Here is a 23,906-nt window from a genome sequence, read left to right as displayed (position 1 = left end):
CATCCGATTTCCAGACCTTTCCGGTCGGGCATGTCAAGAAGACGCTTAGGCTACCCGGAATGTTTCTGCAGCGCTGCAAGCAACCGGGTGGCGAGATCCTTGCGACAGACCAGGAGGTCGGGCAGGCGCGGATCCGCCTCGTTGTATTTCAGCGCAGAACCGTCGATCCGGGAAGCGTGCAATCCGGTGGCCGTCGCCACAGCGACCGGGGCGGCCGAGTCCCACTCGTACTGCCCACCGGCGTGGATGTAGGCGTCGACCTCGCCGGTGACCACTGCGGCGATCTTCGCGCCGGCCGAGCCCATCGGCACCAGATGCGCCCCGACGTCCTCGGCCAGATCGGTCAGAAAGACGGGCGGCCGGCTCCGGCTCGCCGCCAGCCGGATCTTCCGCTCGCCGGCCGTGGCCGCCTCGACGGTCATCGGCGGGTACGCCGGCGGGTAGTCCGTGCCCAGCACCCGATGCTGCGCCGGGAGCCCCACCGCCCCGGCGACCAGCCCGTGCGGACTCGGCGCGTTGCGCGCCCAGAGCGCCACGTGCACCGCCCAGTCCGAGCGGCCCTCCTCGGAGAACTCGCGGGTGCCGTCCAACGGGTCGATGATCCACACCCGGTCCGCGGTCAACCGTGACACCGCTCCGGTGTTCACCTCGGCGGCCCAGGCCAACCGCGAGCCCTCGTCCTCCTCGGAGAGGACCGCGTCCCCCGGACGCCATTTCGCCAACTCCGTGCGGATCAGGTCGTGCGACACCTTGTCCCCGGCCGACTTGAGCGCGCCGGTGTCCGCGAAACCCATCTCGGTGCGCAGGTCGAGCAGTGCCTGCCCAGCCCGGGACGCCAGCCATCGGGCGAACGCGCCATCGATCATCGGAGGACTGCTCATCTGCCCGCTCCCGTCGCCTCGCCGCGCTGCCCGCACGGGCCGATCCGCCGCGACTCGCGTCGCCGGTCGCGGCACGCCGAAAGGCGCAGACTACCGGCCCGCCGTGATCGATCGGGTACGCCCCGCCCGGCTCAACTGCCGTGGTAGAGGTTCTGCGTCGGCTCCACGCCCTTGACGATCACCGACTCCACCACGTCGGCGGCCCGGTCCACCAGGAAATCCAGCTCCTTGCGCTCTGCCGCGCCGAAATCCGACAGCACGTAATCCGCTGGATCCTGCCGCCCCGGCGGTCGGCCGACGCCGAACCGCACCCGGGCGTAGTCCTTCGTGCCCAACGACTTCGACATCGAGCGCAGGCCGTTGTGCCCGCCCTCACCGCCGCCGAACTTGACCCGCACCTGGCCGAACCCGATGTCCAGCTCGTCGTGCACGGCGATCACCTGGGTCGTCGGCACCTTGTAGAACTGCGCCAGCGCCGCCACCGGCCCGCCGGAGAGGTTCATGTACGTCAGTGGTTTCACCAGCACCAGCTTCGGCCCACCGAAGCCCAGCCGCGCCTCGGCCACCTCGGCCACCGCCCGCTTGTGCCGGCCGAACCGCGCGCTCACCCGCCCGGCCAACAGCTCGGCCACCATGAACCCGACGTTGTGCCGGTTCCCGGCGTACTCCCGACCCGGGTTGCCCAGGCCGACCACCAGCCACGGCCCCGCCTCGTCCGTCACGACCCGTCCCTTCCGACGTCCACCCCACCGACCCCCGATACGCCGACAGGCGCCCCCGAACCTCCGGGGACGCCTGTCGCACAGTACGAACCGATCAGGCCTCGGTGCGCGCCTCGGTCGTCTCGTCGCCCTCGGCGACCGGGGCGGCGTCCGCGCCCTCGGAGCCCTCGGTGCCCTCGCCGACCTCGGCCTCGGCCTCGTCGGTGGCCACCTCGACCTCGGGCAGCGTCGCCTCCAGCTGCTCGGCGGTCGGAGCGGCGGTCACCGACGCCACGGTCAGATCCGAGTCGGCGGCCAGCTCGACGCCGGCCGGCAGCTCGACATCGCCGGCGGTCACCAGCGTGCCCGCCTCCAGGCCCTCGATCGACGCCTCGAGGTGGTCCGGAACCTTGGTGGCGTCCGCGGTCACCGAGAGGGTGTCGTGGTCGTGCACGATCAGGGTGTCCCGGGCGGCCTCGCCGGTCAGCTGAACCGGAACCTCGACGGTGACCTTCTCGCCCCGGCGGACCAGCAGCAGGTCGACGTGCTCGAAGGTGTCCCGGATCGGGTCACGCTGGATCGCCTTCGGCAGCGCCAGCACCTGGGTGCCGTCGGTGATGTCGATCGCGAAGAGCTGGTTGGCACCGCCCTTGCGGATCGCCGCGGCGAACTCCCGCGACGGCAGCGCGATGTGCTTGGGCTTCTCGCCGTGGCCGTACAGCACGGCGGGCACCTTGCCGGCCCGGCGGGTACGGCGGGCACCACCCTTGCCGAACTCGGTGCGGGGCTCGGCGCTGATCTTTACCTCGGACACGGGGAAACTCCTGATGCTTTTCGCTGCGGCGGCTTGTCGTCTAACGGTGCTGGGGCGAGGGGCTCGCTGGGGCTCATGCGTCATGAACGACTGCCCGGAGCACCGCGTCGATGACGGTGCCTCCGTGCGGCGCTTTTCAGCGGCCCGCCGGGCACCCTCGCCGTGGCAACCGCACCAGTCTACCCGAGCTGTTTCCAGGGTTTCCGGCAGTCCCCGATCACGGCTCAAGACCGGCGCGTCGGTGGCGCTCCCACCGACGTGCCGGCCCCGTTTGCGCCAGTTTGTCAGCCCAGTCCCGCCTGCGCGCCCGTGTGGCGGAATCCGGGCTAACGCGGCGTACGGCTCAGCTCAGGCCACCGAAGAGGGTGGTCACCGAGCCGTCGTCGAAGACCTCCCGGATCGCCCGCGCCAGCAGCGGCGCGATCGACAACACGGTCAGCTTGTCCAACTGCTTCTCCGGCGGCAGCGGCAACGTGTTGGTCACCACGATCTCGCTGATCGAGCTGTTCTTCAGGCGCTCGGTGGCCGGGTCGGAGAGCAGCGCGTGGGTGGACGCGACCACGATCTCCGCCGCACCCGACTCCTTGAGGATGGCGGCGGCCTTGGCGATGGTGCCACCGGTGTCGATCATGTCGTCGACGATCAGGCAGACCCGACCCTCGACCTCACCGACCACCCGGTTCGCCACGACCTGGTTCGGCTTCATCGGGTCACGGGTCTTGTGGATGAACGCCAGCGGGCAGCCACCCAACCGGTCGGTCCACCGCTCGGCCACCCGCACCCGGCCGGAGTCCGGCGCCACCACGGTCATCGGCCGGCCGGCGTACTTGTGCTCCACGTACTCGGCCAGGATGTCCATCGCGAAGAGGTGATCCACCGGACCGTCGAAGAAGCCCTGGATCTGCGCGGTGTGCAGATCGACGGTGAGAATGCGGTTCGCGCCGGCGGTCTTCAGCAGGTCCGCCACCAGGCGGGCCGAGATCGGCTCCCGACCGCGGTGCTTCTTGTCCTGACGCGCGTACGGGTAGAACGGCAGCACCACGGTGATCCGCTTGGCCGACCCCCGCTTCAGCGCGTCCACCATGATCAGGGTCTCCATGACCCAGGTGTTCACCCCGTGCGTGACGGACTGCACCACGAAGGCGTCCGAACCACGCACCGAATCCTTGAACCGTACGAAGATCTCGCCGTTGGCGAACTCGTACGCGTCGGCCGGGGTCGGCGCGACGCCGAGCACCTCGCCGATCTCCTTGGCCAACTCCGGAAAGCCACGTCCGGAAAAGAGCATCAGGCTTTTGCGGTTTTCGGCGACGATGCTGCCCATGGGCCCGTCTGCTCCCGTTTTGTCGGCGGTACCCGACCCGGTGGTGGTGGGTCAGGGACTATTCGGTTGCAGTATCTCCCGGGCCGGATGCGCCGCCCACCGTCTCGGCCGCCCCGTGGATTGCCTCACTGTCACTTGCGACACTGGCCTCCTCCGACGCACCCTTCGCATCGCGAGCCCGCTGCGCCGCCTCGGCCGCAGCGGTACCGGCCCGCCGCTTCACCACCCAGCCCTCGATGTTGCGCTGCCGCGCCCGCGCGACACCCATGGCGCCCGCCGGTACGTCGTCGACGATCACCGAACCGGCAGCCGTGTACGCCCCGTCGCCCACCTCGACCGGCGCCACGAACATGTTGTCCGCGCCGGTTCGCGCGTGGCTGCCGATGACCGTGCGGTGCTTGTTGACCCCGTCGTAGTTCACGAAGATCGTCGCCGCGCCGATGTTGGTCTGCTCACCGATCGTCGCGTCGCCCACGTACGTCAGGTGCGGCACCTTCGAGCCCGGGCCGATCTCGGAGTTTTTCACCTCGACGAACGTGCCGACCTTCGCCTTCTCGGCCAACCGCGCCGCCGGCCGCAGGTACGCGTACGGCCCGACGGTCGCGCCCGCGCCCACCTCTGCGCCGACAGCATGGCTGCGGACCACCGACGCGGCGGGGCCGACGATCGTGTCGACGAGCGTGACGTCCGGGCCGACCAACGCACCCGCGCCGACCACCGTGCCGCCGCGCAGCTGGGTGTTCTGGTCAATCACCGCGTCCCGGTCCAGCGCGACCGTCACGTCGATCCAGGTGGTCGCGGGGTCGAGCAGGCTCACGCCGGTGCGCATCCACGCCTCGTTGACCCGGTCGCGCAGCAGCCGGCGCAGCGTCGCCAGCTCCACCCGGTCGTTGCAGCCCAACGTCTCGACGTGGTCCGCGGCCACGTGCACCGCCACCGGCTCGCCGGCCGAGCGGAGCAGGCCGAAGACGTCGGTGAGGTATTCCTCGCCCTGGTCGTTGTCGGTGGAGAGCTTGCCCAGCGCCTCGCGCAGCCGCACCGCGTCGAACGCGTAGATGCCGGCGTTGATCTCCCGGATCGCGCGCTGCGCCGGGTTGGCGTCGCGTTCCTCGACGATCTGCTCCAGGTGGCCGTCGGCGTCCCGGACGATCCGGCCGAGGCCGGTCGGGTCGGGCACCTCGGCGGCCAGCACGGTGGCCGCCGCGGCGGCCTCCTCGTGCGCGGTCACCAGCGCGCCCACCGTCTCGGGTCGCAGCAGGGGCACGTCCCCGTTGATCACCACGACCGTGCCGGCGCCGTCCGGTACGGCGTCCAGCGCGATCCGCACGGCGTGCCCGGTGCCGAGCTGCTCGGCCTGGAGCACCGGCGTGGCGTCCGGGGCGACCTCGGACAGGTGCGCCCGGACCTGGTCGGCACCGTGCCCCACCACCACGACGGTGCGGTCCGCGCCCAGCGGGGCGGCGGCGCTCAGCACGTGACCGAGCAGCGTCCGACCGAGCAGGGGGTGCAGCACCTTGGGCAGTGTCGACTTCATCCGCTTGCCCTCACCGGCGGCGAGTACGACGACGGTACGAAGGTGGGGCTGGGGCACGACGTGGCTCCCGTCGGGACGGCGGACACTCTCGCGGCCATGCTAGCCGCGAGGCCCGGCACGGTCCCCTCTTACCCCCACCGGACCCTAAAACGGACGTAGGTGGGCAGCTCGGCCGCCAGGGTTCGAACCTGAAATACGGGTACCAAAGACCCGGGTGTTGCCAATTACACCACGGCCGATCAGTGACGCAAGCGCGTCGCAGGTGGGATGGACATCCCCGCCGGTACACCTTAGCGCCCCAGCCGCCGGACGCCATCGCTCATCCCGCCGCACCGCGAGCGATCCGCAGCCGCGCCGCCCCGGGAAGAGCGCTCCGGACATCCCCGAGCTCCGCTTACGCACCCGCCATTACCCCGCCTGACCTGCGACTTTCCGCGAGTACGCGAAGAGCATTCCAAACTTCCCCGTGCGATCTACGCTGCCGTAAGTTACGGTGACGTAGGCGTAACTTCGTGATCGTTTCCATCCCCCTGCGAGGTCCCATGTCCACTGCTCTGCTCGATCCCAACCCCTCCGCGCCCGGCCCCAAACCACTCACCGACGGCAGCCAGTCCCCCGGCATCCTGGCCGCCCTCTGGGCTTTCGTGGTGATCCCCTTCGTCGCTTTGCTGGTCGCCGTTCCGGTGGCCTGGGGCGGCTGGCTGGGCTGGACCGACGTGATCATCGGCCTGGTCTGGTACGTCGTCTCCGGGCTCGGCATCACCGTCGGCTTCCACCGCTACTTCACGCACGGCTCCTTCAAGGCCAAGCGGTGGCTGCGGGTGACTCTGGCGGTCGCGGGATCGCTGGCGGTGCAGGGCGAGATCATCCAGTGGGTGGCCGACCACCGGCGGCACCACGCGTTCTCCGACCTGGAGGGCGACCCGCACTCGCCGTGGCGCTTCGGCACCAGCTTCTGGGCGTTGACCCGAGGTCTGTTCCACGCGCACGTGGGCTGGCTGTTCCGCCGGGAGCTGTCCAACCGCGAGCGTTTCGCACCGGACCTCATCGCCGACCGCGACATCAGCCGGGTCGATCGGCTCTTCCCCGCGCTGGTGGCCACCTCGCTGCTCGGGCCGGCGCTGATCGGCGGCCTGGTGACCTGGTCCTGGCAGGGCGCGCTGACCGCGTTCTTCTGGGCCGGGCTGGTCCGGGTCGGCCTTCTGCACCACGTCACCTGGGCGATCAACTCGGTCTGCCACGTCTATGGCGAGCGCCCGTTCGCGATGCGCCAGGGCGACCGCGCGTCGAACTTCTGGCCACTGGCGATCCTGTCGTTCGGCGAGAGCTGGCACAACCTGCACCACGCCGACCCGACCAGCGCCCGGCACGGCGTGCTGCGCGGCCAGGTCGACATCTCGGCCCGGGTGATCTGGTTGTTCGAGAAGACCGGCGCGGCGACCCAGGTGCGCTGGCCAAAGCCGGAGCGCCTCGCCGCCAAGCTCGTGAAGCCGGTCGCACCCCACTGAAACCGGGCGGCGCACGGGGATGCCGCCTGGCAGGATGGCCGGATGACCGAGCCACGCGGGGGGACCGGACGGCTCGGCGGACGGGGGGCCGAGCCCGATCCGAGTACGGTCGAACGGCGCGGCAGGGCGGTCGGACCGCCCGACAGTGAGGCGACGACGTGAACGGGCACAGCGGAGGCACCATTCCACGGCAGGGCGTCACCGAGCGCCAGCGAGGCGGCGACATGCCCGAGGTCAGCGACGATGAGGGCACGGCCGTCGGCGGCCGACGGGCCACGACGCCCGCCCCGGCAGTAAAGGCCAAACCCACCTCGCGGGTCCGCATGTCGGCGGCCCAACGACGGGAGCAGTTGATCGCGACCGGCCGGCAACTCTTCGCCGAGCGCGGTTTCGACGCCACCTCGATCGAGGAGGTGGCGGCCCGCGCCAAGGTCTCCAAGCCGGTGGTGTACGAGCACTTCGGTGGCAAGGAAGGGCTCTACGCGGTGGTGGTGGACCGGGAGGTCCGGGCCCTGTTGGACCGGATCACCACGGCGTTGACCGCCGGGCATCCGCGGGAGTTGCTGGAGCAGGCGGCGCTGGCCCTGCTGGGCTACATCGAGGAGGAGACCAGCGGGTTCCGGGTGCTGGTCCGCGAGTCGCCACTGATGTCCGGCACGGCCAACTTCAGCAGCGTCATGAACGACGTGGCGCACCAGGTCGAGCACATCCTGGGCGCCGAGTTCAAGAGCCGCGGCTACGACCCGAAGCTCGCCGAGCTGTACTCGCAGGCGCTGGTCGGCATGGTGGCACTCACCGGCCGCTGGTGGTTGGAGGTGCGTAAGCCGCGCAAGGAGACGGTGGCGGCGCACCTCGTCAACCTGGCCTGGAACGGGTTGTCGCACCTGGAGGCGAAGCCCACGCTGATCACCGCCCGACGCCACTGACTCCGGTCACCGTGCGGCGGGCGCGACTGACCCCGGTCAGCGGCGGTGCACATCGGCCACCGGGTGCTTGCGGTTCTCCAACTCCGCCTCGGCGTGCTCCGGTGGGCCGACCTTGTCGTAGAGGCCGGTGCCAAGCAGGATCAGGCCGAACAGCATCGACACGATCACCGTCGACATCGAGAAGTTGAGGAAGTTCGCCCCGGTCTGCAGCACCGACATCATCAGGATGCTGGTCACCAGGAACACCACGCCAGCGGTGAGGTTCATGTAGTGGCCGAGGTTGCTACGCCGCGAGGCCCCGATGATCAGGACGATTCCGAAGACCACCGAGGCGAGCGAGAAGGCCAGGTTGGTCCGTAGCCCGAGGGCCCAGGTGCCGTCGCGGGCGAAGAGCGGGTCGCCGATCGTCTCGGCGACGCCCCAGACGCCGAAGACCAGGATGTAGACGCCGATCAGACCGGAGAGCACCCGGTAGAGCGGCCGTGCCGGATGGTTCACCGGAAAGTGCGGCATGCCCCTGATCCCCATCCACCTGAGTTAGACCGATTCAGGAGGATTGTCACCCAAGGCCCAGCCAACTGTCCGGGAAACCCCAATGCGGAAGGTCCGCCGCAGGCAGGACCAGGTCAGGTTTTCGCCGGAGCCCGAGCTGCGCAGGGATCAAGCCTGACCGCCCGGAGCAGCTCGGGCTCCGGCGAAAACCACCACCGCAACAGCTCAGGCTCCGGCGAAAACCACCACCGCAACCAAAAAACGAGGATCAGAGAACGAGACGAGCCTTCTGGAACGCCTCCGCCTCATCGTCCGTGCCGACCTTGCCGTACATGCCGACCATGAGCAGCACCAGGGCGGCGGTCATCACGACGATCACGGTGGCGATGCTGAAGTTGAAGATGTTGGCGTCGGTCCGGATGAACGCGAGACCGGCCAGGCTGACCACCATCAGGCTGTACGCCAGCCACTGGTTGATCACCACGTCGATGTTGCGGCCGAGCACGGTGCCGACCAGCACGACGATCCCGAGCAGCACGCTGAGCAGCGAGAAACCAAGGTTGGTGCCCTGACCGAGGACCCGGGTGTCGTCCTGGGCGAGGATCTCGTTGCCGGTGCTGGCGATGATGCCGAGCACACCGAAGACGACCAGGTACAGACCGGTCAGCCCGCCGATCGCCCGGTAGATCGGCCGCGCGGGGTGGTTGACGGGGGTGTGGGCCATGTCTGTGTCTCCAACGCCGTGGGGTGAGGTGTCGCCGACGATTGTCGCGCATGTGGTGGTGTGACGCCGCACACGGCCCCGGCCGGCGCGCCCGACCGGTCAGCTCTCGGGCAGATCCTCGGCGAGGGTCATCCAACTCTCCTCGATCCGCTCCCGCTCGGCGCGCAGATCCTTGAGCTGGGCGTCCAGCTCGGCGACCCGGGCGTAGTCGGTGGCGTCGGCGGCGAGCTGGTCGAGCAGCGTGGTCTCGCGCTGATCAAGCTTGCCGAGTTGTCGCTCCAGGCGGGTCAACTCCTTGCGCGCCTGGCGGACCTCGGCGGCGGACATGCCGCCCGGGGTCGGGCCGGCGGTCGCGGCGGTCGGGTTGGCCCCGGCACGGCTGGTGCCAGCCCGCTCGGCGGTGCGCGCGAGATATTCGTCCACCCCGCCCGGCAGGTGCACCAGCCGACCGTCGCCGAACATCCCGTACGCCGTGTCGGTGACCCGCTCGATCAGGTACCGGTCGTGGCTGGCCACGATGATCGTGCCGGGCCACGAGTCGAGCAGGTCCTCCAGCGCGGCGAGGGTGTCCGTGTCCAGGTCGTTGGTGGGCTCGTCGAAGAGCAGCACGTTGGGCTCGCCGGCGAGCAGCCGCAGCATCTGCAACCGGCGGCGTTCCCCACCGGAGAGGTCACTGACCGGGGTCCAGAGTCGGCGGTCGTCGAAGCCGAACACCTCGGCGAGCTGCGCGGCGGACACCTCCCGGTCCCCGAGTTGGACCCGGCGGGCGACCTCCTCCACCGCTTCCAGCACCCGCAGGTGCCCGGGCAGCTCGGCCAGCTCCTGGGAGAGGAACGCGGGCCGTACGGTGGAGCCGGTGCCGAGACGGCCACCGTCGGGGCGGGTGATGCCGGCGAGCATCCGCAGCAGCGTGGTCTTACCGGCGCCGTTCGCACCGAGGATGGCAATGCGGTCGCCGGGGCCGACCAGCCAGGTGACGTCGCGCAGGATCTCCTTCGGGCCGGCGTGCAGCTCGACGTTCTCCAGGTCGTACACCTGCTTGCCGAGCCGGGAGACGGCCATGCGTTGCAGGGACATGGTGTCCCGCGCGGGCGGCACGTCGGCGATCAACGCGTTCGCGGCGTCGATGCGGAACTGGGGCTTGGAGGTCCGGGCCGGCGGACCACGGCGCAGCCAGGCGATCTCCTTGCGGAGCAGGTTCTGCCGGCGGGCCTCGGTGGCCGCGGCGACGCGCTCGCGTTCGGCGCGGGCGAGGGTCCAGGCGGCGAAGCCACCCTCATAGGCGCGGACGGTCTGGTCGGCGATCTCCCACGTGGTGGTGCAGACCGCGTCCAGGAACCACCGGTCGTGGGTGACCACGACCAGGGCGCCCTTGCGGCCGATCAGGTGCCGGGCCAGCCAGTCGACACCGCCGACGTCCAGGTGGTTGGTGGGCTCGTCGAGGATGAGCAGTTCGGAGTCACGGACGAGCAGCGCGGCGAGCGCCACCCGGCGGCGTTCCCCACCGGACATCGGGCCGACCGGTTGGTCGAGGCCGAGGTGCGGCATGCCGAGGCCGTCGAGGATGGCACGCACCCCGGCGTCGCCGGCCCACTCGTGCTCGGCGCCCATGCCCTCGGCGAGCCAGGCGGTGCCGAGCACGACGTCCCGGACGGTGGCCTCGGGGGCGAGGGTGAGCTGCTGCGGCAGCCAGAGCACGCGCAGGTCGCGGCGGTGGGTCACCCGGCCGTCGTCGGGGCCTTCCTGCTTGGTGAGCAGCCGCAGCAGGGTGGACTTGCCGGCACCGTTGAGGCCGACCACGCCGATCCGGTCGGCGTCGTCCAGGCCGAGCGAAACGTCCGTGAGGAGCCGCCCGGCGGCGCCGTACCCCTTGGACACCCGGTCCAGATTGACGATGTTCGCCACGTTCCACCCTTCATGATCAAGGCGTCCCGGTGCCGGCGGGCACCTGGACGCCTGTCCCAAGGGTACGCGGACTCCCCGGACGCCCGCGCCGCGTGCCGGCAGCCCCGGTGCGACCCGTCGTCAACCGATGCGGGCGCCGGCCACCGGGCCGTGCGCGACCCGCGCCTCCCGGCAGACGCCCGCCGCGGTCAGCTCGGCGGCGATCCGCTCCGCGTCGGCCGCGTCGGCGGCAAGGAACACGCAGGTCGGGCCGGAACCGGAGACGATGCCGGTGAGCGCGCCGGCCGCCTCGCCGGCCTTGAGAGTGTCGGCCAGCGCGGGCCGCATGGCCAGCGCGGCGTCCTGGAGGTCGTTGCCGAGCGTACGGGCGAGCACCCGGGGGTCGCGCTGGCGCAGCGCGCCCAGCAGGGCATCGGTGCTGCCCAGCGGGGCGCCCGCGGCACCAGAGTCGCGGAGCCGATCCAGCTCCCGGTACGCGGTCGGGGTGGACAGGCCAGCGTCGGCGATCGCCACCACCCAGTGCCAGGAGGTCGGGCGGGCCAGCACGGGACTGACCGCCTCGCCCCGGCCGGTGCCCAGCGCGGTGCCGCCGTAGATCAGGAACGGCACGTCCGAGCCGAGGTCGGCGGCGATGCCGGCCAACTCGTCGCGAGACAACCCGGTGCCCCAGAGCGCGTCACAGGCCACCAGCGCGGCAGCCGCGTCGGCGCTGCCACCGGCCAACCCACCGGCGAGCGGGATCTGCTTGCGCAGGTGCAGTCGAGCGTGCGGCAACACGCCCGCGTACCCGGCGAGGGCGTGCGCCGCGCGGATCACCAGGTTGGTGTCGTCCAGGGCCAGCTCGCCGGTGCCCTCACCCTCCATGGTCAGGGCGAGGGTGTCGCCCCGGCGGGCCGTCAGCTCGTCGTAGATCGAGATGGCGTGGTACACCGTGTTCAGCTCGTGGTAGCCGTCGCGGCGCAGCGGACCCACCCCGAGGTGCAGGTTCACCTTCGCGGGCACCCGCACCCGCACCGGGCCGATGGCCCCGCGTCGCTCGTCCTCGTCCTCTGGTCGCCAGGCCTCGGTCACGGGGTGATGTCCCGCACGCGCAGGCGGATGTCGAACGGCTTGGCCACGATCAGCTCCTCGGCGGAGTCGGCGGCCAACTCGTACCGGCCGTCAACCAGGTCGTACGCGTACACATGCACCGGATTCTGCTCGATGCGCCAGTAGTGCCGGATCCCGGCGTCGGCGTAGTCCGCCGGCTTCTCCAGCCGGTCCCGCCGTCGGGTGCCGGGCGAAACGACCTCGACGGCGAGCACGACCTGCTCAGCCTCGAAGTAGTGATGGTCGACCGCCACCGGACGCTTCAGCAGGACGACGTCGGGTTCGAGGGAGTTTCGGTAGTTGATGGCCACCCCGACGGCGGTGGCCGGCGTCAACTCGACCGGCGCGTACTGCCGCAACCACATCCACAACAGGTTGCCGATGTTCTGATGACCGAAGGTCGGGGAAGGAACCACGACGAGGACTCCGTCACGTAGCTCGACGCGGGGGGCGTCGTCGGGCAGGGCCAACACGTCCTCGATGGTGTGGTTGGCCAGCCGCTGCCGGACGGGATCCGGGGTCCACATCCCGTGGGAGGCGGGCTCGATCGGCTGCGCGGTCACTCGTACACCTCCTCGGCGGGCACGCCGTCAGCCTACTTCGCGGCCGGCGTACCGACCGGAGCCGACGCGGCGATGGCGGCGAACTGCTCGACGGTCAGTGACTCCCCGCGGGCACCGGGGTCGACGCCGGCGGCGGTGAGCGCGGCGGCGGCCCGGTCCGCGCCGCCGGCCCAGCCGGCCAACGCGGCGCGCAACGTCTTGCGGCGCTGCGCGAACGCCGCGTCCACCACCGCGAAGACCCGTTCCCGGGGTACGTCGGAGCGGGGTGGCTCTTGACAGGCGAAGGCGACCAGGCCGGAGTCGACGTTGGGCACCGGCCAGAACACGTTCGGCGGCACGCGGCCGGCACCCCGGGCCTGGGCGTACCAGGCGAGCTTCACCGACGGGATGCCGTACACCTTGGAGCCGGGACCGGCGACGAGCCGGTCGGCGACCTCCTTCTGCACCATCACCAGACCGTGCCGCAGGGTGGGCAGCACGGCGAGCAGGTGCAGCACCACGGGAACGGCGACGTTGTAGGGCAGGTTCGCCACCAGCGCGGTCGGCGGTGGCTCGGCCAGCTCGGCGGCGGCGATGCGCAGCGCGTCGGCGCGGTGCACGGTGAGCCGGGCGGCATCGGCCCCGGCGTGCCGGGCGACGGTCTCCGGCAGCGCCCCGGCGAGCACCGGGTCGATCTCCACGGCGTGCACGTGCCCGGCGACCGGCAGCAGTCCCAGGGTCAGCGAGCCGAGGCCGGGCCCCACCTCCAGGGCCACGTCGTCGGGGGTCAGGCCGGCGGCGGTGACGATCCGACGCACGGTGTTCGGGTCGTGCACGAAGTTCTGGCCCAGCTTCTTGGTGGGCGCGACGCCCAGCCGGGCGGCGAGTTCCCGGATCTCCGCCGGGCCGAGGAGACCGGTCATGCCTGGCAGCGTAGCGACGGGGTCGGGGTCGACCGTCGGGCCGGGCTCACCACGGGCCGAAGGCCCGGTCGCCGGTGGCGGAGATGGCCGCGCACAGCTCGTCCAGGTCGCTGCCGGTGGTCGCGGCGAGCGCGCGGACGGTGAGCGGGATCAGGTACGACGCGTTGGGCCGGCCGCGATGCGGCATCGGGGTGAGGTACGGGGCGTCGGTCTCCACCAGCATCTGGTCCACGGGGGTGAGTGCGGCGGCCTCGCGCAGCGCGGTCGCGCTGCCGAAGGTGACGGTGCCGGCGAAGCTCAGCAGATAGCCGCGGCGAACGCACTCGCGGGCGAAGTCGGCGTCGCCGGAGAAGCAGTGCAGCACCACCCGGTCGGGAGCGCCCTCGTCGTCGAGGATCCGCAACACGTCGACGTGCGCTTCCCGGTCGTGGATGACCAGCGTCTTGTCGTACCGCTTGGCGATGGCGATGTGCGCCCGGAAGCTCGCCTCCTGCGCGGCACGCCCCTCGTCGCCGGTCCGGAAGAAGTCCATTCCGGTCTCGCCGATCCCCCGGACCCGGTCCCGGGCGGCGAGTGACTCGATCTCCCGCAACGCCTCGTCGAGGTCGTCCAGCCGGGGCGCCTCGTTGGGATGCAGCGCCACGGTGGCCAGCACGGCGGGGTACCGGTCGGCGGTGTCCGCGCCCCACCGCGAGGAGGCGACGTCCACGCCCACCTGGACCAGCCGGTCCACGCCGACCTTCGTGGCCAACTCGATGGCCGCGGCAACCGGGTCGTCGGCCGGTCCGCCACCGGGCACACCGGCCTCGCTGACCGTGATGTCCAGGTGCGTGTGGCTGTCCAGTACCGGCCGGGGCAGCGACTCGGGGACGGGTGGAAACTCTCCGGCCCGGCGCGCGGCGCGCTCCCGGCGGGACTCAGTGGGCTCGCTCATCAGCGACAGCATCACACACCGGGCCTGTCCATCTGCCCGCCACCCGACGTTCACCTCGACTACGCCGCGCGACTCTACCGTCGCCGCGTGAGTGGACGCAGCGCGCCACCGAGCCAACACGGCATCTCGCTGAGGGAGAGGGAAGTGACGACATGAGCGTCACCCCCCGGGCCGGCGGCACCGCCGGCGAACGAACCGGACTGCGCGTGGCGTTCGGTGGCGGCGTCTACCCGGCCGAGGAAATCGCCCGAGGCGCCGCGTACGAGCTGTTCAGCGCCGACGAGGTGGCCGGCTTCGAGTGGGCGCCCCGCCCGGGCAGCGCCCTGCCGTGGCACCGGTTCGTGCACGTCACCGAGGTGACCGCGGTGCACGGGGCGAGCGAGCCGGCCGACGAGCCGGAGATGCCGCTGCTGATGCCCGCGCACCGCGAGCGGGGTTGGGCGTACCTGCACCAGCTCAGCCAGCAGCCGTCCTCCGCGGGTGACCCGGTGCTGGCGGCGGCGCGCGCGTCGGCGGTGATCCGGCGGGGCACCCGGATGGTGAAGGTGCTCTCCGCCCAGCAGCTCGCCGGCTACGTACGGGGGTGGCTGCCGCACGGCTTCTGCTACCGCGAACACGATGTGGCGCACCTGCGGACGCCGGCGACGACGACGGTGCTGCGGAGCGATGGTGACGTCGGCCGGGACGGCTCGGATGTGGCGTACGCGCTGCGCTGGCGCGCGTCCGACCCGGGCGACTACGACGTGCCGGTGGGCGAGGCCCACCGCGGCCTGACCGCGCTGCCCTCCCGGGACCGGCTCGGTGCCCCGGTGCTGGGCACCGGCTTCGTGCCCAGCAACGGTCAACTCATCCCGGAGTTCATCACCCGGGACTTCGCCGACCTGCCGATGCCGGCGAACGCCGCCCTGGTCGCCTATCCGGCGGAGGGGGCGGAGGTGGTGCTCTACATCTACCAGGCCGAGCAGCGCGGCTGGCTACGGATGGTGGGCCCGCAGTGGCGGCATCTGCTGGCTGCGGTGCCCGGCCTCTCCCCGGACCAGGAGTACGTCCCGAACGCCGACGCGCCCCGCTCCACCCAACTCGTCGGGATGTACGGCGACAACGAGTACGAGGCGGTCGCTGACCTGCCCGGCGGGTTCCGGGTGCTGGCGATGACCCGAGCGGCCCGTTACCCGGTGGACGCGGTAGCCCGCCGGCTCCGGTTCGCCCAGTGGCGGGGCGTGCCGTGCCTGGTGCTGCGGGAGGAGGCGGGCTGGCTGCGGATCCGCCTGCGCTTCCCGAACCCGGACAGCGTGATCACCACTGGCGCGCAGTGCCAGGAACGGGGCGTCTACGAGGTCTGGGCGCCGGGCGCCGAGGTGACCGACGACCAGGTGATGGACACCCGGTACGCGATGTGACGTCGCGCGGCGGCCGGGCGCCCCCGCCGCCGCGCGTCGTGCGCCACGCGTCGTGCGTCGTGTGTTCAGTCGGCCAGCCGGGCCAACTCCTCGTCGACGATCGACGGGTCGAGCTTGCGGAACACCGGCTTCGGCACGGCCAGCGGCCAGCCCGACTCGATCGACACCGACTCCCAGCGCGCGCCGACGGTGTAGTCCCCGGTGAGCACCGGGTACGCCGGACCGCCGTCCAGGTCGTCGACCTGCTCGATCACCGGCATCGGCGCGTGCACGCCAGTGCCGCCGAGCAGCTCGTGCACCTGCTGTGCGGAGTGCGGCAGGAACGGGGTGAGCAGCGTGTTGGCGTCGCTGATCACCTGGAGGGCGACGTGCAGGATGGTGCCCATCCGGGGCTTGTCCGCCTCGTCCTTGAGCTTCCACGGCGCCTGCTCGGAGAGGTACCTGTTGGCCTCGGCGACCACCTTCATCGCCTCACCGATCGCCTGCTTCTGCCGGTGCCGGCCGATCAGGTCACCCACCGTGGCGAACCCGGCTCGTGCCACCGCGAGCAGCGCCTCGTCGGCCTCGGTGAGCCCGGCCGGGTCGACCGGCGGGATCGCCCCGAAGTTCTTCGCCGCCATCGAGACGGACCGGTTGACCAGGTTGCCCCAGCCGGCGACCAGCTCGTCGTTGTTGCGGCGCAGGAACTCGGCCCAGGTGAAGTCGGTGTCGTTGCTCTCCGGGCCGGCGGCGGCGATGAAGTAGCGCAGCGCGTCGGCGTCGTAGCGCTCCAGGAAGTCGCGGACGTAGATGACCACCTTGCGGGACGAGGAGAACTTGCGCCCCTCCATGGTCAGGTATTCGCTGGAGACCACCTCGGTGGGGAGGTTGAGCCGACCCAGCTCGCCCGGCTCACCGTCGCGGGAGCCCTCGCCGGAGTATCCGGAGAGCAGCGCCGGCCAGATCACCGAGTGGAAGACGATGTTGTCCTTGCCCATGAAGTAGTAGGACCGGGCGTCCTTACCCTCGGCGTCGGTGGACCACCACTTCCGCCACGCGTCCGGGTCGCCGGAGCGGCGGGCCCACTCGATCGAGGCGGACAGGTAGCCGATCACCGCGTCGAACCACACGTAGATCCGCTTGTCGGGCCGGTCGCGCCAGCCGTCGAGCGGGATCGGCACGCCCCACTCCAGGTCCCGGGTGATCGCCCGGGGCTGGAGGTCGTCGAGCAGGTTGCGGGAGAACCGCAGCACGTTGGGCCGCCACCCCTCGCGGGTGTCCAGCCACTGCCGCAGCACATCGGCCAGGGCCGGCAGGTCCAGGAAGAAGTGCTCGGTCTCGACGAACTTCGGCGTCTCGCCGTTGATCCGCGACTTCGGGTCGATCAGGTCGATCGGGTCGAGCTGGTTGCCACAGTTGTCGCACTGGTCGCCGCGGGCGCTGTCGTACCCGCAGATCGGGCAGGTGCCCTCGATGTAGCGGTCGGGCAGGGTGCGCCCGGTGGACGGGGAGATCGCGCCCATGGTGGTCTTCGGCACGATGTAGCCGTTGCGGTACATCCCCTCGAACAGCTCCTGCACCACCGCGTAGTGGTTACGCGTGGTGGTGCGGGTGAACAGGTCGTAGGAGAGACCGAGGCCGTGCAGATCCTCGACGATCACCCTGTTGTACCGGTCGGCCAACTCGCGCGGGGTCACCCCGTCGGCGTCGGCCTGCACCTGGATCGGGGTGCCGTGCTCGTCGGTGCCGGAGACCATGAGCACGTCGTGGCCGGCCATCCGCATGTACCGGGCGAAGACGTCGGAGGGAACGCCGAAACCGGAGACGTGGCCGATGTGGCGGGGGCCGTTGGCGTACGGCCAGGCCACTGCCGCGAGAACGTGACTCATGAGCAGCAAGCCTAGTGACCCGTCCGGGGCGTCCGCGAACCAATGGGGGGTGCACGACCGGGGGACCAGGCCGACCACCTCGCCCGTTGGTCCGATTTGTCGCCGACACGCGGCTCAGCTGCCGGTTCCGCCTCCCGGACCGGTGTGCAATGAACGTCGTGACGGGCAGACGAGCGGCGCGGGACCACGAGGACCGTCCCACCGGACCGGCGGTCGGGAACGACCCGGGCCCCGAGCCCGCCGTGCCCCGCGGTGCCGGGGTCGCGCCTCAGCCCCGACTGGTGCCGGGCGCCGACCCGGGCGAACAGCGACCGACGCCTGCGGGGAGGTCCGCCACCCCGGCCCGGCCCGCGCCGGCCGCGCCGTCGCCCACTCCGGCCCGGCCGACTCCGGCCGCACCCAAGCCCAGCCCGGCCCGGCCCGGCTCAGCGGGCCTGTCGGGCGGCGCGGCGCCGGCCGCCGGGGAGCCCGGCGCGGAGTCCGTCGAGGTGGAGCCGACCACCGGGGCGCCGGTGGACGCGGTGCCGCGTCGGGTGCCGGTCCGGCAGCAGAGCCGTCGGCAGCGGGACCGCCGGCCGGACGACACGCTGGCCGACGACGGTGACGCCTTCTGGGCGCCGATCGAGCAGGTGCACTGGGACGGCACGCCGGTCCGCAAGGACCCGGCACCCGAGCCGGTCCGCCGCTTTCGGGTGGCGTGGCGCCGGGCACCCAGCCGTACGGTCCCGCCGCCGGACCCCTTTCCCGGGCTCGCCGCGTTGGTGCTGCTGAGCCTGGTCGCGGCCTTCTTCGCCTGGGTCAGCGCCGGCCCGTTCTGGCTCGCGGTCGGGCACGCCCGGACGGGCACGGTGGTGATCGACGACTGCACCGGCGGCGGGCTCACCCAGCGGTGCCGGGGCATCTTCACGGCCGAGGAGGGACGCTTCATCGCCCACGGTGTGCGGGTCAGCGGCGTGCCCGCCGGAGGGGACGCCGCAGGTACGCCGCTGCCAGCGCGGATGACCGGCCCGGACAGCGACACCGCGTACGCGGACGTCGGCGTGGGCCGGCACCTGCGATGGCTGCCCGGTCTGCTGGTGGTGCTGGGCTGCACGGCCGGCATCGTCCGGTGGACCGGATCGGCGCGGCTGCCCGGCCGCCGGCACCGCCGCTGGGCGATGGCCGCCGCCATCGCCGGCCCCACGCTGATCACCGTCGGCTTCCTGGCCGCCGCGTGGTGACCCCACCGTTGGGCGAGCCCGACCACCCCGGTCAGCTGTGCACGATCGTGTAGACGTCCCGGCGGCGCAGCGCGTACTCGGTGGCGACGTCGGTGATGGCGTCGCGGCGCGACCGGCCGGCGGCCTCCCGCTCGGCGACGGCCGCGCGCAGGGTGTCGTCGTCGGGGCGTTCGGCGGCCGTCACCGGCGCGCCGGCCACCACCAGGGTGATCTCTCCGCGCGGGTCGCCCTCGGCGGCCCATCGGGCCAGCTCGCCGAGGGGACGGCGGAGCACCTCCTCGTAGGTCTTGGTGAGTTCGCGGCAGAGCGCGGCCGGCCGGTCCGCGCCGAACGTGTCGGCCAGGTCGGTGAGCGTCGCCCCGATCCGGTGCGGTGCCTCGAAGAAGACCAGGGTGCGTTCCTCGGCGGCGAGCGCGCGCAGTCGGGATCGGCGTCCGCCGGGGGTGCGGGGCAGAAAGCCCTCGAAGCAGAACCGGTCGCAGGGCAGCCCGGAGACGGCCAGCGCGGTGGTGACCGCGCTCGGCCCGGGGGCGACGGTGACCGGCGCCCCGACGTCCAACGCGGCGCGGACCAGGCGGTAGCCGGGGTCGGAGACGCTCGGCATCCCCCCGTCGGTGACCAGCGCCACCACGTACCCACCGAGGATGACGTCGACCAGCTCGGGGGTGCGCCGCTCCTCGTTGCCCTCGAAGTAGGAGACGATCCGGCCGCCGACGGTGACGTCGAGATCGCGGGCCAGCCGGCTGAGCCGGCGGGTGTCCTCGGCAGCGACCACGTCGGCGCTCATCAGCACCTCCCGGAGTCGGGCCGAGGCGTCGGCGGGGTTGCCGAGCGGGGCACCGAGCAGAATCAGGCGCCCAACTTCGGACATTTCACCCACGAATTCGTCTCCTTCATTGACTGTGAATACCGGTATCAGGGACGACGGGCGCCGCCGGACACCTTGGCAGCCTACGATCGCCGGGTGACGAGTGCGTCGACAGCGCAGAGCCCGAGCGCCGATCCGGACAAGTTGGTCGAGGTGGCGGGCGAGCCCGGCCCCCAGCAGGAGCCGACGGCGCCGCCCGCCGACGGTGGCGGGGTGGCCGCCGTGGTCCGGCGACGGTTCGCCACCGTCGACACCCAGGTGGACCGGTTCTCCTGGCTGGCCACCGCCGTGGTGGTGGCCATCGCGGCGATCGTGCGCTTCGTCGGGCTGTCCAGCCCCAAGGGCAAGATTTTCGACGAGACCTACTACGCCAAGGACGCCTACGGGCTGATCTCCCGTGGCGTGGAGTGGAACTACAAGGACAACGTCCCGTCGTACGTCGTGCACCCCCCACTCGGCAAGTGGCTGATCGGCGTCGGCGAGTGGGCCTTCGGCTATCAGGACGCGGATTCCAAGGTCTCCGTCCCCGGGCACCTGATCACCACCGCACCGGAGTTCGGCTGGCGATTCTCGGCGGCCGTGATCGGCACGCTGTCGGTGCTGCTGCTGGTCCGCATCGGTCGGCGGATGTTCCGCTCGACGGTGCTCGGCTGCGCGGCCGGCCTGCTGCTCGCCCTGGACGGCTTCCACCTGGTGCTGTCCCGCGCGGCCCTGCTCGACATCTTCCTGCTCTTCTTCGTACTGGCCGCGTTCGGCGCGCTGGTGCTCGATCGGGACGCCCGCCGGCGACGCTGGGCACGGGCACTCGACGACGGTCTCGATCCGAGCCAGCCGGGTCGCGCCGGCCGGCCGCCGACCGGTTGGCGCACCTGGCCGTGGTGGCGGTTGGCGGCCGGGGTGCTGATCGGCTGCGCCTGCGCGGTGAAGTGGAGCGCCCTCTACTTCGTGCCGGCCTTTGCGCTGCTGGTGCTCCTCTGGGAGGTCGGCGTCCGCCGTTCGGCGGGGGTCCGCCGCCCCTGGCGCGACACGTTGATAGACGAGCTGCCCTGGCTGGTGCTCGCGGGCGTGCTGATGATCGGCACCTACCTCGCCACCTGGTCGGGCTGGCTGCTCACGGACGACGGCTACTACCGGCTCGCGTCGGCCTACCCGAGCGCCCCGCTCAGTGACCGTCCGGTGATCGGCCCGCTGATCAACCTGTTCGAATACCACCGCGCGGCGTACGGCTTCCACGCCCAACTCGACGACGCACACAAATACCAGTCGTGGCCGTGGCAGTGGCTGCTGCTCGGCCGGCCGGTGGCGTTCCACTGGTCCGGTGACGGCGCCTGCGGGGCGCCGAGCTGCGCCTCCGAGATCCTGCTGCTCGGCACCCCGCTGCTCTGGTGGTCGTTCCTGCCCGCCCTGGTGGCGCTGGCCTGGTTGGGCCTGGCCCGCCGGGACTGGCGGGCCGGCGCGATCCTGCTCACCGTGGCGGCCGGGCTGCTGCCCTGGTTCTGGTTCGCCCTCGACGGCCGCACGATGTTCTCGTTCTACGCGGCCCCGGCGGTGCCGTTCCTGGTGCTGGCCGTGGTGTACGTGCTGGGCGCCCTGATCGCTCCCGCCGGTGCTGACGTGGGTGCGGTGGCTCGGCTGGTGCCCGGCGACCCGAGTTACGAACGCCGGCTGGTGGGCAGCGTCGCGGCTGGGGCGTACGTGCTGCTGGTCGGGGTCTGCTTCGCGTACTTCTATCCGATCTTCGTCGGCCGACTCATCCCGTACTCGGACTGGCTGTCCCGGATGTGGCTCGACGGTCGGTGGATATAAGCACCGACAGGCGACGCGCCGCACAGCGCGACGAAAAGGGCCCGCACGCTTGCGCGTGCGGGCCCTTTTACAAAGACGCGCGCCCCGATCGCCTGCCACGGGGGAAGCGGGCGATTGGGGCGCGCATGAAGAGCTTAACCACCGCGCACCACCGGCACAACGGGTCGACTTGGGTCAGATTTCCGACGGATTCCGGCCGGGCCGACACCTACCCCTGCACAGTTGACCGAGTGTGACCCGGCGTGGACCCAGAGCGCGGACCCGGCCGGTCGGCGGGGGTCGTCGACCCCGCGCGGAGGCGTCCGAGGGAACCGCGCCACCCAAGTGATCATCCAAAGTGGATCTCACTACACTGCGGGCCGTGATCAACTTCAGACGATCGACGGCTGTCCTTCTCGGACTGCTGGCGACCACCGCACTGGCCGGGCCGGCGCAGGCCGACGAGGAGCCGGCGCCCGAGCCACCCCGGGTCGAGCTGGTGCTCGACGTCAGCGGGTCGATGCGCGCCACCGACATCGACGGACGCAGTCGGATCTCCGTTGCCCAGCAGGCCTTCAACGAGGTGGTGGACGCGCTACCCGAGGAGACCCAGCTCGGCATCCGGGTGCTCGGCGCGACCTACCGGGGCAAGGACAAGAAGGTCGGTTGCCAGGACACGCAGCAGATCGTGCCGATCGGCCCGGTGGACCGGTCCGCGGCCAAGGCGGCGGTGGCGACACTCCGGCCGACCGGGTTCACTCCGGTCGGGTTGGCGTTGCGCTCCGCCGCCCAGGATCTGGGCACCGGGGCCACCACCCGCCGGATCGTGCTGATCACCGACGGCGAGGACACCTGCGCCCCGCCGGACCCCTGCGAGGTGGCCCGGGAACTGGCCGCTCAGGGCACCAGCCTGGTCGTCGACACCCTCGGCCTGGCCCCCGACGAGAAGGTCCGCCGGCAACTGCTCTGCATCGCCGGCGCGACCGGGGGGACCTACACCGCCGCGCAGAGCGCCGAGGAGCTGACCGACCGGATCAAACAGCTCGTCGAACGGGCCGGCGACACGCACACCCGGGCACCGACGGTGGTCGGCGGCACGAATGCCTGCGACTCGGCGCCGCTGCTCGCCCCCGGCGTCTACGCCGACCGGGAGGCGTTCTCCGAGCATCGCTACTACCGGGTGCCGATCCGCCCCGGACAGGAGCTGCGGGCTTCGGTGAGCATGGCGTTGGACCGACCGGTCAACCGGGACTACGGGGTGCTGTTGCGGGCCACCGCGGCCGATGGCCGGGAACTGGTTCGGGGCGCCGACGCCGGCAGCGGACGGGCCGACGTGCTCTCCGCGGGGCTGCGCTGGTCGGCCACCGCCGACGACGAGGATGCCGCGACGACCGAGGAGAGTTTCGCGCCGGTGGTCGAGCCCACCACCGTCTGCCTGGTGGTGAGCAACTCGTTCGCCCCGCGTGCCGGCACCGCGACGACCCCGGGCATGCCGGTGGAGTTGACCATCGACGTGGTCACCGCCGCGCCCGCACCGGACGGACCAGACCTCGGCCGGGGCTGGGTGCTGCTTGCCCTGCTCACCGTCGCCGGGCTGATCACCGGCCTGCTCGCCGGCCTACTCACCCGCTGGTGGGTCGCCACCTGGAGGGAGAACTGATGCGTACCGCGCTGTTCCGGTCAATGGCGGCGCTGCTCGCCGCCGGCGGGGCCGCCCTGCTTCCCGCTGCGGCCGTCGCCGCCCCGACCCCCTCGCCGGGTGCCACGCCGGTGAACCGTGCTGGCACGTCGTTCCTCACCGCCACCCCGATCACCGCCGGGCAACCGGTACGGGTGGACGCCTCGATCGGTGACCACCTCTACTGGTCGTTCCCGGCGACGGCGGGCCAGGTGCACGAGATCAACGCCACCGTCACCTTCCCGAAGGGACGCAGCGGGGCCTCCAGCTGGACGGTGGACGTCTTCGACGGGCTACGTCGACGGCAGGCGTGCACGGCGGGGGCGCAGACGCCGACCGTGGACGCCAAGGCGTCGACCGTGGTGCTCGGCTGCACGCTGCGCGAGGTGCGACCGTGGGCGGAGCCCTGGTCGGCCGACCCACTGCCCGGAACGTACGTCATCCGGCTCTCCGTGATCGACCTGCCGGAGCCGGATCTGGGGGCGCCGATCGACGTGGACCTGCTGGTCGGCGCCGTTGCCGACCGGGGTGCCTCGGCCGACGACGGCAAGTTGGCCGCACCGCTGGTGCCGAACACCAAGGCCGGCACGGTGCTCAACGCCGTACCCCCGGTGGACGCGGACTCCGACGACGAGGGCGACTCGCTGACGGACTGGCTGCCGGATCTCGGCTCGCGCTGGGTCTGGACCGGCATCGGCGGTGTGCTCGCCGCGGTGGCCGGCGTGTTCGGCTTCGCCGTGACGCGGCGCCCCCGGCTTCGCTGAACGCCCCGCTGGTGGCCCCGCCGCTC

21 protein-coding genes and 1 tRNA gene are annotated in these 23,906 nt (G+C 71.8%); 7 read left to right on the top strand and 15 right to left on the bottom strand.

All coding sequences use genetic code 11. The annotated features are described in order from the left end of the window. Positions 1-50: 50 nt before the first annotated feature. The 6 genes from ACIBF8_RS01095 to ACIBF8_RS01070 all read right to left on the bottom strand — a co-directional run bounded on the left by ACIBF8_RS01095 (position 51) and on the right by ACIBF8_RS01070 (position 5,493). Entirely contained in the window at positions 51-881 is an 831-nt protein-coding gene (locus ACIBF8_RS01095) for an inositol monophosphatase family protein (protein ID WP_396780295.1), read from the bottom strand. A 131-nt stretch (positions 882-1,012) separates the two neighbouring features. Further along, on the bottom strand, positions 1,013-1,603 hold the full coding sequence (pth, locus tag ACIBF8_RS01090; RefSeq protein WP_396780294.1) for an aminoacyl-tRNA hydrolase: 591 nt from the start codon (positions 1,601-1,603) through the stop codon (positions 1,013-1,015). 94 nt (positions 1,604-1,697) lie between these two features. Beyond that, the gene (locus tag ACIBF8_RS01085) at positions 1,698-2,396 is read right to left on the bottom strand and encodes a 50S ribosomal protein L25/general stress protein Ctc (protein WP_396780293.1); all 699 of its coding nucleotides are present in this window, start codon (positions 2,394-2,396) and stop codon (positions 1,698-1,700) included. Between the two features lie 343 nt (positions 2,397-2,739). Continuing rightward, the gene (locus tag ACIBF8_RS01080; protein WP_396780292.1) at positions 2,740-3,720 is read right to left on the bottom strand and encodes a ribose-phosphate diphosphokinase; all 981 of its coding nucleotides are present in this window, start codon (positions 3,718-3,720) and stop codon (positions 2,740-2,742) included. A gap of 58 nt (positions 3,721-3,778) precedes the next feature. Beyond that, positions 3,779-5,311, bottom strand: a complete 1,533-nt coding sequence (gene glmU, locus ACIBF8_RS01075) for a bifunctional UDP-N-acetylglucosamine diphosphorylase/glucosamine-1-phosphate N-acetyltransferase GlmU (RefSeq protein WP_396780291.1) — start codon at positions 5,309-5,311, stop codon at positions 3,779-3,781. 110 nt (positions 5,312-5,421) lie between these two features. Further along, a tRNA-Gln gene (locus ACIBF8_RS01070) sits at positions 5,422-5,493 on the bottom strand. Positions 5,494-5,796: 303 nt separating this feature from the next. Between ACIBF8_RS01070 and ACIBF8_RS01065 the strand changes: the two genes are divergently transcribed. Then, a complete protein-coding gene (locus tag ACIBF8_RS01065) occupies positions 5,797-6,762 on the top strand; it encodes an acyl-CoA desaturase (RefSeq protein WP_396780290.1) in 966 nt (321 codons plus the stop codon). Positions 6,763-6,986: 224 nt separating this feature from the next. After that, positions 6,987-7,688 (top strand): TetR family transcriptional regulator, encoded by a 702-nt coding sequence (locus ACIBF8_RS01060; RefSeq protein WP_396780689.1) that lies wholly within the window; start codon positions 6,987-6,989, stop codon positions 7,686-7,688. A 36-nt stretch (positions 7,689-7,724) separates the two neighbouring features. Here the strand turns inward: ACIBF8_RS01060 and ACIBF8_RS01055 are convergent, their stop codons facing one another. From ACIBF8_RS01055 to ACIBF8_RS01025, 7 genes are all read right to left on the bottom strand, one after another. Then, a complete protein-coding gene (locus ACIBF8_RS01055) occupies positions 7,725-8,201 on the bottom strand; it encodes a DUF4383 domain-containing protein (protein WP_396780289.1) in 477 nt (158 codons plus the stop codon). 247 nt (positions 8,202-8,448) lie between these two features. After that, positions 8,449-8,904 carry a DUF4383 domain-containing protein gene (locus ACIBF8_RS01050; protein ID WP_396780288.1) on the bottom strand — a complete coding sequence of 152 codons (456 nt, stop codon included), beginning with the start codon at positions 8,902-8,904 and terminating at the stop codon, positions 8,449-8,451. 99 nt (positions 8,905-9,003) lie between these two features. Further along, positions 9,004-10,809: an ABC-F family ATP-binding cassette domain-containing protein gene (locus tag ACIBF8_RS01045; RefSeq protein ID WP_396780287.1), complete on the bottom strand. Its 1,806-nt coding sequence runs from the start codon at positions 10,807-10,809 to the stop codon at positions 9,004-9,006. Positions 10,810-10,929: 120 nt separating this feature from the next. After that, positions 10,930-11,880, bottom strand: coding sequence for a 4-(cytidine 5'-diphospho)-2-C-methyl-D-erythritol kinase (locus ACIBF8_RS01040; protein WP_396780286.1), 951 nt, complete (start codon positions 11,878-11,880; stop codon positions 10,930-10,932). Next, positions 11,877-12,461 (bottom strand): Uma2 family endonuclease, encoded by a 585-nt coding sequence (locus tag ACIBF8_RS01035; RefSeq protein WP_396780285.1) that lies wholly within the window; start codon positions 12,459-12,461, stop codon positions 11,877-11,879. Before ACIBF8_RS01035 ends, ACIBF8_RS01040 begins: the two co-directional genes overlap by 4 nt. A 32-nt stretch (positions 12,462-12,493) precedes the next feature. Beyond that, positions 12,494-13,363 carry a 16S rRNA (adenine(1518)-N(6)/adenine(1519)-N(6))-dimethyltransferase RsmA gene (gene rsmA, locus ACIBF8_RS01030; RefSeq protein WP_396780284.1) on the bottom strand — a complete coding sequence of 290 codons (870 nt, stop codon included), beginning with the start codon at positions 13,361-13,363 and terminating at the stop codon, positions 12,494-12,496. A 46-nt stretch (positions 13,364-13,409) separates the two neighbouring features. Further along, a complete protein-coding gene (locus ACIBF8_RS01025; protein WP_396780283.1) occupies positions 13,410-14,309 on the bottom strand; it encodes a TatD family hydrolase in 900 nt (299 codons plus the stop codon). Between the two features lie 140 nt (positions 14,310-14,449). On the opposite strand from ACIBF8_RS01025, the gene ACIBF8_RS01020 reads away from it, so the two are divergent. Beyond that, a complete protein-coding gene (locus ACIBF8_RS01020) occupies positions 14,450-15,697 on the top strand; it encodes a hypothetical protein (RefSeq protein ID WP_396780282.1) in 1,248 nt (415 codons plus the stop codon). Between the two features lie 65 nt (positions 15,698-15,762). Here ACIBF8_RS01020 and metG read toward each other — a convergent pair whose 3' ends face one another. Continuing rightward, complete coding sequence (metG, locus tag ACIBF8_RS01015; RefSeq protein ID WP_396780281.1) at positions 15,763-17,565, bottom strand: methionine--tRNA ligase; 1,803 nt, start codon at positions 17,563-17,565, stop codon at positions 15,763-15,765. Positions 17,566-17,714: 149 nt separating this feature from the next. Here metG and ACIBF8_RS01010 point away from each other — a divergent pair, with 149 nt between their 5' ends. Continuing rightward, positions 17,715-18,785 carry a hypothetical protein gene (locus ACIBF8_RS01010; RefSeq protein ID WP_396780280.1) on the top strand — a complete coding sequence of 357 codons (1,071 nt, stop codon included), beginning with the start codon at positions 17,715-17,717 and terminating at the stop codon, positions 18,783-18,785. A gap of 31 nt (positions 18,786-18,816) precedes the next feature. On the opposite strand, the gene rsmI is transcribed toward ACIBF8_RS01010, so the two are convergent. Continuing rightward, positions 18,817-19,656 (bottom strand): 16S rRNA (cytidine(1402)-2'-O)-methyltransferase, encoded by an 840-nt coding sequence (gene rsmI / locus ACIBF8_RS01005; protein WP_396780688.1) that lies wholly within the window; start codon positions 19,654-19,656, stop codon positions 18,817-18,819. 93 nt (positions 19,657-19,749) lie between these two features. Here rsmI and ACIBF8_RS01000 point away from each other — a divergent pair, with 93 nt between their 5' ends. From ACIBF8_RS01000 to ACIBF8_RS00990, 3 genes are all read left to right on the top strand, one after another. Next, complete coding sequence (locus tag ACIBF8_RS01000) at positions 19,750-21,459, top strand: dolichyl-phosphate-mannose--protein mannosyltransferase (protein WP_396780278.1); 1,710 nt, start codon at positions 19,750-19,752, stop codon at positions 21,457-21,459. Between the two features lie 361 nt (positions 21,460-21,820). Next, a complete protein-coding gene (locus ACIBF8_RS00995; protein ID WP_396780277.1) occupies positions 21,821-23,098 on the top strand; it encodes a VWA domain-containing protein in 1,278 nt (425 codons plus the stop codon). Further along, complete coding sequence (locus ACIBF8_RS00990; protein WP_396780276.1) at positions 23,098-23,880, top strand: peptidase; 783 nt, start codon at positions 23,098-23,100, stop codon at positions 23,878-23,880. The genes ACIBF8_RS00995 and ACIBF8_RS00990 overlap by 1 nt, the downstream gene beginning before the upstream one ends. The last annotated feature ends 26 nt before the right edge of the window (positions 23,881-23,906 follow it).

Source organism: Micromonospora sp. NPDC050276 (genome assembly GCF_044459545.1).
Classification (GTDB): Bacteria; Actinomycetota; Actinomycetes; order Mycobacteriales; family Micromonosporaceae; genus Micromonospora.
The sequence above is the reverse complement of the archived record's forward strand: the minus strand, read 5'-3'. Positions and strand labels throughout refer to the sequence as shown.

Bases quoted from the DNA above. Each gene is read 5' to 3' on its own strand.
- ACIBF8_RS00990 (WP_396780276.1), top strand. From the start codon at position 23,098: ATGCGTACCGCGCTGTTCCGGTCAATGGCGGCGCTGCTCGCCGCCGGC.
- rsmI (WP_396780688.1), bottom strand. From the start codon at position 19,656: ATGTCCGAAGTTGGGCGCCTGATTCTGCTCGGTGCCCCGCTCGGCAAC.
- ACIBF8_RS01060 (WP_396780689.1), top strand. From the start codon at position 6,987: ATGCCCGAGGTCAGCGACGATGAGGGCACGGCCGTCGGCGGCCGACGG.
- ACIBF8_RS01010 (WP_396780280.1), top strand. From the start codon at position 17,715: ATGAACGTCGTGACGGGCAGACGAGCGGCGCGGGACCACGAGGACCGT.
- ACIBF8_RS01020 (WP_396780282.1), top strand. From the start codon at position 14,450: ATGAGCGTCACCCCCCGGGCCGGCGGCACCGCCGGCGAACGAACCGGA.
- ACIBF8_RS01050 (WP_396780288.1), bottom strand. From the start codon at position 8,904: ATGGCCCACACCCCCGTCAACCACCCCGCGCGGCCGATCTACCGGGCG.
- ACIBF8_RS01025 (WP_396780283.1), bottom strand. From the start codon at position 14,309: ATGCTGTCGCTGATGAGCGAGCCCACTGAGTCCCGCCGGGAGCGCGCC.
- ACIBF8_RS01055 (WP_396780289.1), bottom strand. From the start codon at position 8,201: ATGCCGCACTTTCCGGTGAACCATCCGGCACGGCCGCTCTACCGGGTG.
- ACIBF8_RS01095 (WP_396780295.1), bottom strand. From the start codon at position 881: ATGAGCAGTCCTCCGATGATCGATGGCGCGTTCGCCCGATGGCTGGCG.
- rsmA (WP_396780284.1), bottom strand. From the start codon at position 13,363: ATGACCGGTCTCCTCGGCCCGGCGGAGATCCGGGAACTCGCCGCCCGG.
- ACIBF8_RS01080 (WP_396780292.1), bottom strand. From the start codon at position 3,720: ATGGGCAGCATCGTCGCCGAAAACCGCAAAAGCCTGATGCTCTTTTCC.
- metG (WP_396780281.1), bottom strand. From the start codon at position 17,565: ATGAGTCACGTTCTCGCGGCAGTGGCCTGGCCGTACGCCAACGGCCCC.
- ACIBF8_RS01065 (WP_396780290.1), top strand. From the start codon at position 5,797: ATGTCCACTGCTCTGCTCGATCCCAACCCCTCCGCGCCCGGCCCCAAA.